Raw genomic sequence first — 14777 nt, 5'->3', positions numbered from 1 at the left:
AAGCGCGGGCCTTAGTGAATGATGGCGTTGAGCGCCAGCACACCGGCGAGGCCGAGGATGGAGATCAGCGTTTCCATTACCGTCCAGGTTTTCAGCGTTTCAACCACGCTCAGGTTGAAATAGCCTTTGAACAGCCAGAAACCCGGATCGTTCACGTGCGAGGCGATCACGCTACCCGAACCAACGGCCAGCACCATCAGCGCCGGATCGGTATGGGTGGCGGCAATGATCGGCGTCACGATGCCGGCGGTGGTGATCGCCGCGACGGTGGCCGATCCCAGCGCGATGCGCAGCATTGCCGCCACCGTCCAGCACATCAGCAGCGGTGACAGCGACGATCCTTTCATCAGATCGGCGATGTAATTACCGACACCGCTATCCACCAGCACCTGCTTAAAGGCACCGCCGCCGGCAATGATAAAGACGATCATGGCGATAGCGGCAATCGAATCGCCACACATATCCATCACCTGCTCCATTTTGCGCCCGTTGCGCAGACCCAAGGTAAACACCGCAATCACCACGGCGATAAACAGCGCCACCGCCGGGTTGCCGATAAATTCAAAGAACTGGCGCAGCGCATTCTCTTTCGGCATCGTCAGTTCGCAGACTGCCGCAATCGCCATCAGCACTACCGGAATCACCGCGGCAAAGATGCTGATAAAGAAGCCTGGCATCTCCTCTTCGGTGAAGATTTTAGGGTTATACAGCCCTTCCGGCGGCGACTTTTCGAAGCTTTTGAGGAATTTTGAGAAAATCGGGCCGGCAATGATCACCGTCGGGATGGTAATGATTAAGCCGTACAGCAGCGTGGTGCCGAGATTAGCACCAAAGATGGTGGCAATGGCGGTTGGACCGGGATGCGGTGGCAGGAAGCAGTGCGTCACCGACAGCGCTGCCACCATCGGCACGCCGACGTACAGCAGTGGCAGTCCGGCCGCCGCAACGATGGTGAACACCAGCGGCAGCAACAGCACAAAGCCGACTTCGTAAAACATCGCCAGGCCGACGATCAGCCCGGTGACCACCAGCGCCCACTGCAGCCGCTGTTTACCGAACGCGGCAATCAGCGTGGTGGCCACCCGCTGGGCAGCGCCGGTATCGGACACCAGCCGCCCGAGCATGGCACCAAAGCCGAGGATCATCGCCAGGCCGCCGAGCGTGGAACCAATGCCTTTCTGAATCGAGGCCATCACATTGAGCGGCGTCATGCCTTCGGCGATACCTACCACCGCCGAGACAAACACCAACGCAATGAAGCCGTTGACCTTGAAGACAATCATCAGAACCAGCAGCAGTATCACACCCAGCACAATTATGGTTATTGGCATTTTTTATTATCCTTAGGAAGACAGAGGGGTGTTTAAGGTTTAGGCGCGCGCCGGCAATTACGCCAGCCGCGCCACGGCATTACACGGCGACGCGCATACCGCCATCAACAAACAACAGGTGGCCATTGACGAAATCAGATGCGCCCGACGCCAGGAACACCGCCGCGCCAATCAGCTCTTCCGGCTTGCCCCAGCGTGCGGCCGGCGTACGTTTGGTCAGCCAGCCGGTGAAGGCCGGATCGTCAGCCAGCGTCTGGGTCATCTCGGTGACGAAATAGCCCGGTGCAATGGCGTTAACCTGAATATTGTGGCGCGCCAGCTCCACGCACATGCCGCGCGTCAGCATGGTGACCGCGCCCTTGGAGGCGGCATATGGCGTGATGGTGTCGCGCCCCAGTTCGCTCTGCATCGAGCCGATGTTGATGATTTTTCCGCGCTGACGCTGCACCATTCTTTTCGCCACGGTTTGTGACACCAGAAACACCGCTGTCTGGTTGACGGCAATCACGTCGTTCCAGTCCTGCTCGGGAAACTCGAGAAACGGCCGGCGGCGCTGAATGCCGGCATTGTTCACCAGGATATCAATCGCGCCCCACTGACTTTCAATCTCCTCCACCGCCTGCTGAACCTGCGCCGACTGCGTGACGTCGAAGGCCTTCGCCCGCGCGTGATAACCCAGCTCGCGCAGTTTCGCCGCGCCCTGCTCTGCGCCGCCCTCGGTGGTGGCGTTGATGATCACTTCCGCGCCCGCCTCCGCCAGACCGCGCGCCAGCAGAAAACCGATGCCGCGCGCCGAACCGGTGAGCAGCACACGCTTGCCCGCCAGGGAAAATAGCTGACTCATACTGACTCCTTAAAACGTTAACTGGACTTTCGCCGCCCGGGTTTTATCACCGGCAAACTGCAGCGCCGCGTCGATATCCTGTAAGTCATACTCCCCGCTGAACAGCGGCAGCGGATTGACCACGCCGCGTGCCAGCCAGTCAACCGCCGTGTTGAATTCGTGGGTGAAACGGAAAGAACCGACCAGATTGATCTCTTTGGCGATCAGCGTCATCAGCGGAAAATCCGGAATGGTGCCGCCCATGCCAACCTGTACCAGCGTGCCTTTGGCGCACACCACGTCGAGACAGCGCTGCAGCGAAGATGGATGGCCGGAAGCCTCGAAAGCGACATCAAAGAAGCCTTTATCTGCAAGGTAGGGCGTGAAATCACCGTTAGCCGCGTGGATCACGCCGGTCGCACCCATCTGCTGTGCCAGGCTGAGCGAGCGTTCACTGATATCGCTGCAAATAATCTCCGCGGCTCCGCGGGCTTTGGCAGCGGCGGCAATCAGACAGCCAATCGGCCCGACGCCGGAAATGAACACGGTTTTGCCGCTCAGATCGCCCGCCTGCTGCGTGGCGTGGATGCACACGGCCAGTGGTTCAGCAAACACCATTACGCTGTCATCTGCCTCCTGCGGAAACGGCACGCACTGCGCGCTATCGACCACTTTGTATTGCGTGAAGCCGCCATCCACGTGCGGCAGATACATGGCGCTGCCGAAAAAGCGCATTGAGGTGCACTGATTTTGCTGCTCGCGCAGGCAGTATTTACAACTGCCGCACGGCTTTGAGGGATTGACCGCCACTTTCTGGTTGGGCTGGAGCTGCGGATCGTCGCTCTCCACCACGTAGCCGATCACTTCATGGCCGAGGATCATCGGCATCTTCACTTCGAAGCTGCCGACTTTACCTTCCTGATAGTAGTGCAGATCGGACCCGCAGATGCCGCCGCGCGTGATGCGCACCAGCGTGCCGGTGCCGTCCCACTGCACCTGCTGCTGTGCGACGCTGACCTGTTTTTTGCCGGTAATGACGCAGGATTGCGTTTCAATGTTCATTGTAGCCCCTTCAGTGCTGTAGCAATGGGGGCTATCACAGCGGGATACGGCCGGCGAAACTGTGACGGACATCACTCAAAGCGATGTTACAAAACGGCTGTTACCGGGAACGTGATGCAGAGAGGCGGAAAAGGAGACGGCGGCCATTCCTGACCGCCTTAAACAAGGATTAGCTACCCGACATCAGGTCGTGGCTGTATTTGAACAATTCCGAATCCGAGCGCAGGCCGAGCTTTTTTAGCGCCGACTGCTTTTGTCCGCTCACGGTTTTGCGGCTGCGTTTAAACTTCACGGCAATTTGCGACACGCTGAGCCCATCCAGAAAACAGCGCACCACTTCTACTTCGCGCGGGCTAAGGGTTTTGACCTTCTCGTACATATTGCCTTTGCTGGAGAGATCGAGGTTTTCGTTGATGGCGTCTTCATTCATCACGTAGAGGTTTTCCACCTCGTACGCCACTTCCTGCGACAGGAATAGCCGCCCCTGCGCCACCTGACGAATCGCCTGGACGATCTCCTGCATATTGTGGCTTTTTCCAATAAAGCCCTTAACGCCGGCGCTCAGCACCATTTTGACAATCGCCGGACTCTCCATGGACGATGAGATCAAAATCTTTTGCTGCGGATAGTGATTTCGCAGCTGTTTCACCAGGGCCAGGCCATCCAGTTCCCGCTCGCCCAGCAAAAAATCCAGCACCAGCACATCCACCGTGGTGCTGCGCAGCTGACTAAACAGTTCATTACTTGAAGACCAGGTCCCGACCAGATGAATATCGGGTTCGTGTTTCAGGCATAACTCGAAAACGGTACGAACCATCGGGTGATCATCAAGGACAGCGACACGCACCTGTTTATTATGTGCATATACCATTCTTTTATTCCTTTATTACAGTCTCAATTTTGTCCAGTACTGATAACCACACCAGTGAAAATGACCTGAAAGTATGCGCTGACCGCTGCTGAGAAAATCGCCTGCAGCGGTTTAAACCAAACGTCACCAGGTTAACAAAAATTAGAATTTTGCTTACGCGTTTAACTTATTACCGCTAATTAAAAGGTAGTTTTACCGGATGAATGGACAGCAGCGGTGAGCGGCCCCGGAAAAACTGCGAAAATTCTGACGTAACTCTGCGAATGGACCACATAAGAATTGTCTTGAAAGGTCATTTTATGGATAAATCGTTGAAATATTTGAAATCAAAGCAAAAGCAACATCTAAAAAAAATCATGAATGTTAATAATAAGTTAAACATTCGAGAATGGTCGCAAAATATCCTTAATGCGGCATTAGATCAGGCAGGCGGGAAAAATCTCTTTATACTCCTTTTCCCTTATCGGCATTAATGACTTTATTTTCTTCAGGAACGCACGGTGTTTAATCCTGTTAATTTCATCCGTCTGGCGGGCGTGGTCCTGTTTATTTTTTTTTGCGGCGCGCTGCAGGCGCAGGTCAAACCTTTGCAGCTTTTAGCGCGTTACGATACCGCACAGCCCGCGCTGCAGCTGGCTGAGCCCATCTCTTCTGCCTTTCGAAATAAAGTGATTAAAGTCGCAGTGGCCGGTAAATCACAGCCACCGATATATATGGATACCGATACGCGCCGCTTCGAAGGCCTGAGCGCCGACTACCTGTCGCTGATTCAAAGCATGCTGGAGACCAGCATTGAGCTTTATCACTTCCCCAGTCATAGCGCCGCGCAGCAGGCGGTGCTGAAAGGCGAAATGCATATGCTGGCGATTTACGTCGCCCAGCCGTCGTCACAGTCGCAGCCGCTGCTGGCCAGCGCCCCGTGGATGCTGGATTACAGCGTGATGGGACTGAAGACCGACAGCGACCTTTTTCTCAATAACGGCATGCCCGAGCAAATCGCCTGGTCAGGCACGCCGCTGCAGCGCCAGTACCTGGAAGAGACATACGAAAACGCGCAGCTGGTGCGTTTCCCGGGCTACTATGATGCCGTCGCCGCCACCGTTTATGGCCAGACGGCGCGCGTCTGGGGAAACGCGGCAACGCTGACGCACCTCAATCGCTATCTGTTTGCCAACGCGCTCACAATTCTCGCCGACGAGCATACGATTCCGCTCAACGTCGGTTTCGGCATCAGTCCACTGTATCCTGCGCTGGCCGAGGCCATCAACCAGGCGCTGCCGCAGATTCCGCTGTCTATCCGCATGCAGATTGCCAAACGCTGGCAGCTCGATCCCCATCATGTACTGCAACGCAATCCGCTGGCGCTCACCGCCGACGAAGAGCAGTGGCTGCAAAACAACATTCACATCGAGACCACCTTGCCGCTGGCGCAGGCACCGCTCAGCAGCCGGACGCCGGCAGAGCAGTTTCGCGGCATGGCACCGGACGTGCTGGAGCTGATCACCAGCCAGACCGGCCTGAATTTTGTAGCGCACGCCAGTCATGAACACCCCGGCGGACGTCCTTTGCCAAAGCTGTTTCCGCTGGAAATTCTGGAGCCACAGTTCGAAGCACAACCGGCTCTGATTACGCGTCCGTGGCTGGTTTCGCATTGGGTGATCATCCGCAATCAGCAGCCGGGAAACATTATGGCGCGCGACACCTTTCCGTTTGGTTCGGCGCTGATGCTAAAAAATCCGCTGATGAAAAGCTGGCTGCAGGAGCACTATCCGCACCTGTCGGTCAGCGATACCGATCGTCCGCTGGATGCGCTGCGCCAGCTGCTGGCGCGCAAGGTCGATGCGGTGATCGTGCCGAAAATTTTTGCCGACTACCATCTGCGCAACCATTTTGGCAGCGGGCTGATCGTCGAGGGTACGCTGGGCGCCGATCCCGCACGCTTTGTGATGCGCGTAGAGCCCGGCAATGAGACGCTGATCAGCATTCTCGATAAAGCGTTGCTGGCCATCCCGCCGGAAACGCTGTTTAAGCTAATGGCGCAGTGGCGTCAGGCGGAACCGCCGTTTCTCAGCAGCTCGTGGCAGAATTACAAGCAAACGATTCTGCTGATCGTTTCGGTATCGCTGGGATTGATTCTGTTGATCCTGCTGTGGAACCACCATCTGCGCAAAGTGATTCAGCAGCGTATGCAGGCAGAGAATGCGCTGAAAAATCAGCTCAATTTTACCCACACGCTGTTTAATGACTCGCCGGTGGCAATGTACATCCGCGATAAGCAAACGCGGCTGGTGGACTGTAACAATGCCTATCTGCGCTTTTTGCACATCAAACGCGACGAGGTAATCGGTAAACGACTGTCGGACGTGTTCAACACCAATAACGCCAGCATTCATACCATTGAAGATGGTTACCAGCAGACGCTGCTGGATGGAGAAGCGGTAATGCGCGACGTCCAGCTGATGTTTGGCCAGCAGGCCTTCCATCTGTATCACTGGACGCTGCCGTTTCGCGATCGGCTGGGGGAAGTTGCCGGGGTGATCGGCGGCTGGGTCGATGTCACCGAACGTAACGCGCTGCTGCAGGAGCTGCAGCTGGCCAAGGACACCGCAGACAAAGCCAACCGCTCCAAAAGTGAGTTTCTCGCCAGCATGAGCCATGAGATCCGCACGCCGCTGCACGCCATCATTGGTTTGCTGGAGCTGGAAACCCGCTCGCAGCCGTGTGAGACGCTGTCAGAGAATATTCGCGTCGCCTACAGCTCGGCGCGCGCGCTGCTGTCGCTGATTGGCGATATTCTCGATCTGTCGAAGATCGAATCTGGTCAGTATCAACCCACGCCGGAAACCGTCTACCTGCCGGATGTGATCGATCAGGCGGTGACGCTGTTTCGCAACAAGGCCGAAAGCAAAGGGATCGATCTGCGCGTAGAAATGGACATCGCGGCCTACTGGGTACAGACCGATCCGCTGATGATCAACCAGATCCTGTCTAACCTGTTGAGTAACGCCATTAAATTTACCGATCGCGGCAGCGTAACCGTGGTGCTGATGCAGGGGATTGGCCAGGATGAGGAAGGTTGTGAGTTCGTCATAGAAGTGAGCGATGACGGCTGCGGCATGACTGAGGAGCAGCAGCAGGCTATCTTTGAGCCGTTTGTCCAGGTCGGTGAACGTCAGCAGCAGCAGATTGGCACCGGTCTTGGCCTGAGCATCTGCCGCAATCTGGCAGAGCTGCTGGATGGCGAACTGATTGTGGAGAGTACGCCAGGTGAAGGATCGGTGTTCTCCTTCTACTTCCGCGCGCCGGCCGGCGAACCGCGCGATCAAACTCAACCGCATTTGTCACAGCCGCTGGTCACCGACAAGCTGTCGGTGCTGGTGATTGATGATCATGCGCCTAATCGCCTGCTGCTGGGTAAACAGCTGGAGCTGGCGGGCCATCAGGTGGTGGTGAGCGAAAGCGCCGTCGAAGCGCTGAAGCTGTGGCAGCAGGATCCGCTGCGCTTTGACTTAATCATTACCGACTGCAATATGCCCGGCATGAACGGGTTTGAATTTGCCCAGGCGCTGCGCCAGCATGAACGCCACCATCATCTGCCGCCGATCACGCTATACGGCCTGACCGCCTCCGCCGAGCAGCACATCATGCAGCGCTGCCTGCAGGCTGGCATGAACGACTGTCTGTTCAAACCGCTGAATCTGGATACGTTGCTGGCGCAAATCACCCACTGTCCGCGCCGCACGCCAAACGCGCCTGACAGCGAGGCTGCAGCCGGCTTGACCGGGCAACCTGCTGCTGACATCCCCGTCGCCGCGCTGCCGGCCCCTGTGGCGGTTCCGACTTTTGCGCCGCTGCTGATGCAGCTGGCTGAGCGCGATCCCGCCAGCTGCATCACCCTGCTGGAGAGCATTCGCACCAGCCACGATGAATTACTGGCAGCACTGCAGCAAACCACTGATACTCACGCGCTGTCACAGCTTGGCCATAAGCTGAAAGGCGGTGCCAGCATTCTTAACGCCAGCGCGCTGATGGAGCTGGGGCGCAAGCTGGAGAAACACCAGCAGGAAGGACACGATGTCGCGCAACTGATTGCCGCCATCGCGTGCGAAATTAACACCGTCAATGAAACATTAATTATCTTTGAACAATATCGGCTGAAAAATCAGCAGGTTTTATAAAAACATAATCTTATCAAGACATTTCTCGGTTCGCCGGGATAAGCCGCCAGACATAATGTCCGCCAGCGCCATCATATCGGTGTCGTAAAAGGGAGATCTATGTTTAATGCAAAAATTCTCATCGTTGATGAGCATCGCCTTGTTGCGGCTGGGGTGCAGGCTTTATTATTAATGAATGGCTTTAATTGTGTCACTACAGCAAACACAATTAATGATGGTATTGACGATGTTATTCATCAGCACATCGACATCCTGATTTTAGATCCTGATTTTAAAGAGAAAAATGGCATCGCCTTTTTACGCGATATCGTAAAATCTAAAACCTGGATGAAAGTCATTCTGCTCAGTCAGAGCAGTAACAATCACCTGCTTATACAATCGCTTAGTCAGGGCGCTAACGGCTTCGTGTCGAAATACGATCCGATTCAGACGCTGATCGCTGCCATTGGCTGCGTATTTAACAATGTAAATTATCTGCCCGGCGATATTCTTGACCGGCGCCAGCGCTATGTGAATGAACAGGATATGTTGTCGCGCCTGACCGAGCGGGAAACGCTTATTTTACGTCAGCTGGCGCAGGGAAAATCCAATAAAATCATTGCCTGTGAATTAGGATTAAATAACAAAACTATCAGTACTTATAAAACTAAGATTTTTCAAAAGCTCGAATCAAAGAATCTGGTCGATATTATCGAACTGGCACGGCGAAACGGTGCCTGCTGAAGCCAAAATCAAGACCAGTCTTGCGGATTAATTCGACTGAGGCATGGCATCATCACCTCGTCCTCACCCGGGATTGTTATAGAGATTGAGTCATACAGGAATTTATAACCACAGAGCTAATTTATTAGCCCAATCTTCATGCCATTACAGGGCGCGCAGGTTTCTTCCCGTGCCTGGCGAAAGTGGTCCGATACTTTCGTCTGCGACTTGCCGCCCTGCTTTTTTTTGATGTTTCTCACAGGCTGAGCGCCGCAAATTTCCAGCCCGCACTTTTCCCGCTAGAGTTCACTCATCCGACCACTCACTGAGTAAGTGATCATGACTGAGCGTTATCCGCATCTGTTTGCCCCGCTGGATCTGGGCTTTACGCAACTGAAAAACCGTTTCCTGATGGGCTCAATGCACACCGGTCTGGAAGAGCATGCTGATGGCGCTCAGCGCCTCGCTGCCTTCTACGCCGAGCGCGCCCGGGAAGGCGTTGCGCTGATTGTGACCGGCGGCATCGCGCCCAATGCGCAGGGCGTGGTGGCGCAGGGCGGAGCCATGCTCACAGACGAAACCCAGTGCGGCTGGCACCGCCAGATAACCGATGCGGTACATGCACAGGGGGGCAAAATTGCGCTGCAGATCCTGCACGCCGGACGCTACAGCTATCAGCGCGATCTGGTGGCGCCCTCGGCGTTACAGGCGCCCATCAACCCGTTTACACCGCAGGCACTGAGCGAAGCGCAGATTGCACAAACCATCGCGGATTTCGCGCGCTGCGCCCGGCTGGCGCAGCAGGCCGGTTACGACGGCGTCGAAATCATGGGTTCCGAAGGCTACCTGATTAATCAGTTCCTGGTCGCCCATACCAATCAGCGCGACGACGGCTGGGGCGGTGATGTGGCGCGACGGCAGCGCTTTGCACTGGAAGTGACGCAGGCGGTGCGCGCCGCCGTCGGTGAAGCCTTCATCATTATTTTTCGCCTGTCGATGCTCGACCTGGTGAATAACGGCAGCTCGCTGCAGGAGACGCTGCAGCTTGCCACGGCGCTGGAGCAGCGCGGCGTGACGCTGTTCAACAGCGGCATTGGCTGGCATGAAGCCCGCATTCCCACCATTGCCACCTGCGTGCCGCGTGCCGGTTTCGCCTGGGTCACGCAGCATCTGCGCCAGCACGTCAGCGTACCGGTTATCGCTACCAACCGTATCAATCATCCTCAGGTAGCGGAGGAGATTGTGCGCGACGGTATTGCCGACATGGTGTCGATGGCGCGGCCATTTCTTGCCGATGCCGCGTTTGTCAGCAAAGCGCAGGCGGGCCAGCCCGACGCCATCAATACCTGCATCGCCTGTAATCAGGCCTGTCTCGATCAAATCTTTGCCGGTAAGGTCACTTCCTGCCTGGTCAATCCGCGCGCCTGTCATGAAACGCTGATGCCGGTCATCGCCGCCGCGCAGCCAAAACGCCTGGCGGTGGTAGGTGCCGGTCCGGCCGGTATGGCGTTCGCGCTGCAGGCGGCGCAGCGCGGCCATCACGTCACCCTGTATGAAGCCAATGCGCAGATTGGCGGCCAGTTTAATATCGCCCGCCAGATCCCCGGCAAGGCGGAGTTCAGCGAAACGCTGCGCTATTTCCGCCATCAGCTGGCAGCCGCAGGTGTTGAGCTGTGCCTGAATCATCGCGTCAGCGCCGACGAACTGGAACAGGCGGATGAAGTCATCATCGCGACCGGCATCACACCGCGCCAGCTGGCGATTCCGGGCATCGATCACCCCAGCGTGCTGAGCTATCTCGAGGTGATACGCGACAAAAAACCGGTTGGCCGGCGCGTGGCGATTATCGGTGCCGGCGGCATTGGTTTCGACACCGCGGAGTTTCTGCTGCAGCACGCCGGTCGCGAGGAAGACTTCTACCAAAACTGGGGCATCGATCGCAGCCTGCAGGCGCGCGGCGGTTTAATGCGTCCACAGCCGGCTCCTGCCGACCGCCAGATCTGGCTGCTGCAGCGTAAATCCGGCAAACCGGGCGCCGGGCTGGCGAAAACCACCGGCTGGATCCATCGCGCCAGCCTGCAGGCGCACGGCGTGCAGATGTGGGGCGATGTCGAGTATCTGAAGATTGATGATGACGGGCTGCACCTGCGCCATCAGGGGGAAGCGCTGACGCTGGCGGTAGATAACATCGTGATTTGCGCCGGTCAGGAACCGCTGCGTACGCTGGCGCAGGCGCTGACCGCACGCGGCAAAGCCGTGCGGCTGATCGGCGGCGCCGACGTCGCGCAGGAGCTGGATGCACGGCGCGCCATTGCTCAGGCCACCAAACTGGCGCTCAGCTTGTGATTAACGCAGCTTGACCGAACGCAGTACCACAAATTTGGCGTTAGAGGCCACCAGTTCGCAGTTGCCAAACAGCTTCTTCATTTTCTGATGATAGCCAAGGTGGCGGTTGCCGACGATGCGCAGCTCGCCGCCATACTGCAGGCAGCGTTTGGCGTCACGCAGCATCTGCCACGCCAGGTGGTCGGTCACCGCGTGCTGCTGATGGAACGGCGGATTGCACAGCACCGCATGCAGCCGGTCCGACGGAAAACCGCTCAGCACGTTGTTAACCCGAAACTGGCAGCGCGCCAGATCCTGTGGCCGGTTGAGCTCAACGTTAAGCTGGCTGGAAGCCACCGCCATGTAAGATTCATCGACGAACAGCACCTCGGCCTGCGGATTCTGTTCCAGCGCCTGCAGGCCGATCACGCCGTTACCGCAGCCGAGATCGACGATTTCGCCCTCAATATCGTGCGGCAGGTGTTGCAGAAAGAAGCGCGCGCCAATATCCAGCGCCGCGCGGGCGAACACATTGGCGTGATTGTGGATGTGATACGGCGTCTCGTCGAGCGGCCACACGGTGGTCGCCGGCACGTCCGCCAGCGCCGGGGCGCTGAAATGGCTGTAAATCAGACGCGCTTTTTTCCACGCCAGCGAGGTTTTGCTCTCACCAAGAATGCGTTCAAACAGCTGCAGCGTGGAATTATGGATATCTTTGGCTTTACCGGCCGCCAGAATCAGGGTATCCGGCGTGACGACCGTCCGCAACGCGCGCAGCTGGTGCTCAAGCAGCGCCAGCGCTTTGGGCAGCTTAATCAGTACCGCCGCCGGGCCAGCCGGCAACGGCGCCAGGCTATCAAGAAAGTGTACCGACGCTTCATCCAGACCGTTGAGACGCAGATTCTGCCGGGCGGCCTGCTGGCTGAGCCACGAGTCGCTGACGTGCCAGATTTCCCGATCGTTCAGCCCGCAGGTCAGCGCGCCAAAGCTGTCATTGAATACCAGCACCGGGCCTGCCGGCAGCGCCTGCTGCAGCAAATATTCATCTGCGGCGTCCCACGCCTGTAGCGGGCTCTCTTCGCGCATCGGCGGGAAGCGCTGAAGCGTCAGCGTGCGATCGGTCAGTTCAAGTTGGCTCATGGAATCTCCGGCGTGGTACACTTTGCGCGATTTTCGCCCTGAAAAGGGGGCGCAGTATACTGTCTTTCGTCGGGAATCCCAATGTCATTAATCTATCTGCAGGGTTACCCTGAAAACATCCTCGAACAGGTGCAAGTGCTGATTGATAATCAGCGATTAGCCGCCTTTTTGCAGCAGCGCTATCCCGATACGCACGACGTCGTCAGCGACCGCGCGCTTTATGACTACACGCAGGCGCTGAAAAACCGCTATATGCGCAGCGCGCCGCCGGTGAGCAAGGTCATCTGGGATAATAAAATCAAAGTGATGAAGCATGCACTTGGCCTGCATACCGCCATTTCCCGCGTGCAAGGCGGTAACCTGAAAGCCAAGGCCGAAATTCGCATCTCGACCTTTTTCCGCCTCGCGCCGGAACCCTTTCTGCGCATGATCGTGGTGCACGAACTGGCGCACCTGAAAGAGAAAGATCACAGCAAAGCCTTTTATCAGCTGTGCTGCCACATGGAACCGGACTACCACCAGCTGGAGTTCGACGCACGCCTGTGGATGACCGAACAGGCGCTGCGCGGCAACGCAGCCTAAAGAAACTCCTGCGCTTTCTGGATCAGACTGGTTTTGGTCAATGCGCCAAGGAAGCGACGCTCCTGCGCATTATTCAGCACCGGTAAACGCTCCAGCGTCACGCGCGCAAACGCCTCCCAGCCTTCACGCATGCTCTGGTGCTGGTAAATGCAGGGGAAATTATCATCCATCACGCTGCTGACCGGCGAATCCAGCGTGATCTCCTGTGCCAGCACTTTGCGCGAAATGTCATGAATTGATACCACGCCAAGAAACTGACCGGCCTGATTAATGACGTAAACGTAGCGCTCGCGCTTGAGTGAACTCACCGCCAGCGCCTGCCCGACCGATTCCGCCGGCTGCAGCGCCGCACCGGGGATGATCAGCTGATCAACCCGCATATTATCAAAATCATATTTCGCTTCTGAACGATTAAGGTGATGGCTTACCACCGGATAGGTGCTGGCGGACTGCAGCCGGTAGACCAGCATTGACGCCAGTACCGAGGCGATCATCAGAGGGAACAGCAGGCTGCTGTTGAGCGTCATCTCCAGCACCATCAGCATCGCCATCAGCGGCGCCTGACTGACCGCCGCCAGCACCGCAGCCATGCCCACCGCCGCATACAGCAGTGTATTGCCCACCGGCAGATGCAGCAGCACGCCAGTCTGTGCCAGCGCCACGCCGAGCAGCGCACCAATCAATAATGAGGGCGTGAACAGGCCGCCTACCGCGTTCGAGCCGACCGAGAGCGTGGTCGCCAGCATTTTCAGCACCAGCAGGCCGAGCAGACCCGCCAGCAGATAGTTGCCTTCAATGATTTTCACGATCACTTCATAGCCGTTACCGAGGATATCGGTGGAGATCAGCGCCAGTAAGCCAACCGCAAAGCCGCCTGCGCCCAGCCTGAGCGGCAGCGAGCGCACGCGGCTGAATAACGCTTTGCTGCGTGAAATCAGCTTGATCAATAGCCAGCCTGCCACGCCCGCAGCAAAACCAATGATTATCGTCATCAGCAGGCTGGTGAGATCCATTTGAAACAGCGTGTCGGAGAGCGGATAGAGCGCGCTGCGAAAGCCCAGTGACCACATGGTCATCACCGCCACTGCCGAGGCGATAATCAGCGGAATCAGCCGCTGTAGCGCAGAGATACCAAACGCAATTTCCGCGACAAAAATCGCCGACGCCAGCGGGGCGTGATACACCGACGACAGACCGGCGGCGGCGGCCATCGCGACGATGTCGCTGTTGCGCATATTGAGGGACGCTGGCAGCCAGCGCCCCAGCAGGCTGCCGCTCAGCGCCGACAACTGCACCATCGGCCCCTCTTTACCAATCGACGCCCCGCTGCCGATACTGGCAATCGACGACAGTGCGCGAAACAGCGAGGTTTTGGTGGGCACCGCATCCAGCCGCGCGTTAATCACTTCAAGGTAATCGGTTTTCACCGTCTCCTGCTGCTCAATCGCCACCGCGTAGCGCAGGAACCAGCCGGCCAGCAGCCCGCCCGCCCCCACCAGCATCGGCCAGAAGATCCACGGCCAGACGTGCATCGCGACCGTGATTTCGCTGTCGCTGTGAAACAGCAGATGATTGATGAGATCGATGATGCCGCGAAACGCCAGCGTGACCAGCGAGGCCACCAGGCCCACCGGAATGGCGATCAGCAGTGTGGTCCAGTTCAGTGCGTGTTTGCTTCCGCTCACCCGGCGTCCCCGCATGTCGGTTAAAAAAGGGTTTAGCATCATCATATTGGAATGCGGATCGCAGGATCAAATTTCGCC

At 57.3% G+C, this 14777-nt stretch carries 10 protein-coding genes; 4 read left to right on the top strand and 6 right to left on the bottom strand.

Annotation, left to right across the window (positions count from 1 at the left end):
* Positions 1 to 11: 11 nt before the first annotated feature.
* The 4 genes from C1N60_RS02430 to C1N60_RS02415 form a co-directional block, all read right to left on the bottom strand.
* Positions 12 to 1331 carry a gluconate:H+ symporter gene (locus tag C1N60_RS02430; RefSeq protein WP_058771315.1) on the bottom strand — a complete coding sequence of 440 codons (1320 nt, stop codon included), beginning with the start codon at positions 1329 to 1331 and terminating at the stop codon, positions 12 to 14.
* Positions 1332 to 1410: 79 nt separating this feature from the next.
* Complete coding sequence (gene idnO, locus C1N60_RS02425; RefSeq protein ID WP_058759836.1) at positions 1411 to 2175, bottom strand: gluconate 5-dehydrogenase; 765 nt, start codon at positions 2173 to 2175, stop codon at positions 1411 to 1413.
* A 9-nt stretch (positions 2176 to 2184) separates the two neighbouring features.
* Complete coding sequence (gene idnD / locus C1N60_RS02420) at positions 2185 to 3216, bottom strand: L-idonate 5-dehydrogenase (RefSeq protein WP_058771317.1); 1032 nt, start codon at positions 3214 to 3216, stop codon at positions 2185 to 2187.
* A 169-nt stretch (positions 3217 to 3385) separates the two neighbouring features.
* Positions 3386 to 4087: a response regulator transcription factor gene (locus C1N60_RS02415; RefSeq protein WP_058759838.1), complete on the bottom strand. Its 702-nt coding sequence runs from the start codon at positions 4085 to 4087 to the stop codon at positions 3386 to 3388.
* Between the two features lie 500 nt (positions 4088 to 4587).
* On the opposite strand from C1N60_RS02415, the gene C1N60_RS02410 reads away from it, so the two are divergent.
* From C1N60_RS02410 to C1N60_RS02400, 3 genes are all read left to right on the top strand, one after another.
* Positions 4588 to 8265: an ATP-binding protein gene (locus C1N60_RS02410; protein WP_394521328.1), complete on the top strand. Its 3678-nt coding sequence runs from the start codon at positions 4588 to 4590 to the stop codon at positions 8263 to 8265.
* Between the two features lie 99 nt (positions 8266 to 8364).
* The gene (locus tag C1N60_RS02405; protein WP_021509694.1) at positions 8365 to 8988 is read left to right on the top strand and encodes a response regulator transcription factor; all 624 of its coding nucleotides are present in this window, start codon (positions 8365 to 8367) and stop codon (positions 8986 to 8988) included.
* A gap of 318 nt (positions 8989 to 9306) precedes the next feature.
* The gene (locus tag C1N60_RS02400) at positions 9307 to 11313 is read left to right on the top strand and encodes an oxidoreductase (RefSeq protein WP_394521327.1); all 2007 of its coding nucleotides are present in this window, start codon (positions 9307 to 9309) and stop codon (positions 11311 to 11313) included.
* On the opposite strand, the gene rlmG is transcribed toward C1N60_RS02400, so the two are convergent.
* Positions 11314 to 12432: a 23S rRNA (guanine(1835)-N(2))-methyltransferase RlmG gene (gene rlmG, locus C1N60_RS02395; protein WP_394521326.1), complete on the bottom strand. Its 1119-nt coding sequence runs from the start codon at positions 12430 to 12432 to the stop codon at positions 11314 to 11316.
* A gap of 81 nt (positions 12433 to 12513) precedes the next feature.
* On the opposite strand from rlmG, the gene C1N60_RS02390 reads away from it, so the two are divergent.
* Positions 12514 to 13014: a M48 family metallopeptidase gene (locus tag C1N60_RS02390; protein WP_021509697.1), complete on the top strand. Its 501-nt coding sequence runs from the start codon at positions 12514 to 12516 to the stop codon at positions 13012 to 13014.
* Here the strand turns inward: C1N60_RS02390 and C1N60_RS02385 are convergent.
* Complete coding sequence (locus tag C1N60_RS02385; protein WP_394521325.1) at positions 13011 to 14699, bottom strand: chloride channel protein; 1689 nt, start codon at positions 14697 to 14699, stop codon at positions 13011 to 13013. The genes C1N60_RS02390 and C1N60_RS02385 overlap by 4 nt on opposite strands.
* Between the last annotated feature and the right edge of the window lie 78 nt (positions 14700 to 14777).

Source organism: Pantoea sp. SGAir0184, assembly GCF_043544755.1.
Note: the sequence above shows the minus strand (reverse complement) of the source record. Positions and strands in the feature narration are given on the sequence as shown.

Coding starts and splice junctions, on each gene's coding strand:
- C1N60_RS02430 (WP_058771315.1), bottom strand. CDS start 1,331: ATGCCAATAACCATAATTGTGCTGGGTGTGATACTGCTGCTGGTTCTG.
- idnO (WP_058759836.1), bottom strand. CDS start 2,175: ATGAGTCAGCTATTTTCCCTGGCGGGCAAGCGTGTGCTGCTCACCGGT.
- idnD (WP_058771317.1), bottom strand. CDS start 3,216: ATGAACATTGAAACGCAATCCTGCGTCATTACCGGCAAAAAACAGGTC.
- C1N60_RS02415 (WP_058759838.1), bottom strand. CDS start 4,087: ATGGTATATGCACATAATAAACAGGTGCGTGTCGCTGTCCTTGATGAT.
- C1N60_RS02405 (WP_021509694.1), top strand. CDS start 8,365: ATGTTTAATGCAAAAATTCTCATCGTTGATGAGCATCGCCTTGTTGCG.
- C1N60_RS02400 (WP_394521327.1), top strand. CDS start 9,307: ATGACTGAGCGTTATCCGCATCTGTTTGCCCCGCTGGATCTGGGCTTT.
- rlmG (WP_394521326.1), bottom strand. CDS start 12,432: ATGAGCCAACTTGAACTGACCGATCGCACGCTGACGCTTCAGCGCTTC.
- C1N60_RS02390 (WP_021509697.1), top strand. CDS start 12,514: ATGTCATTAATCTATCTGCAGGGTTACCCTGAAAACATCCTCGAACAG.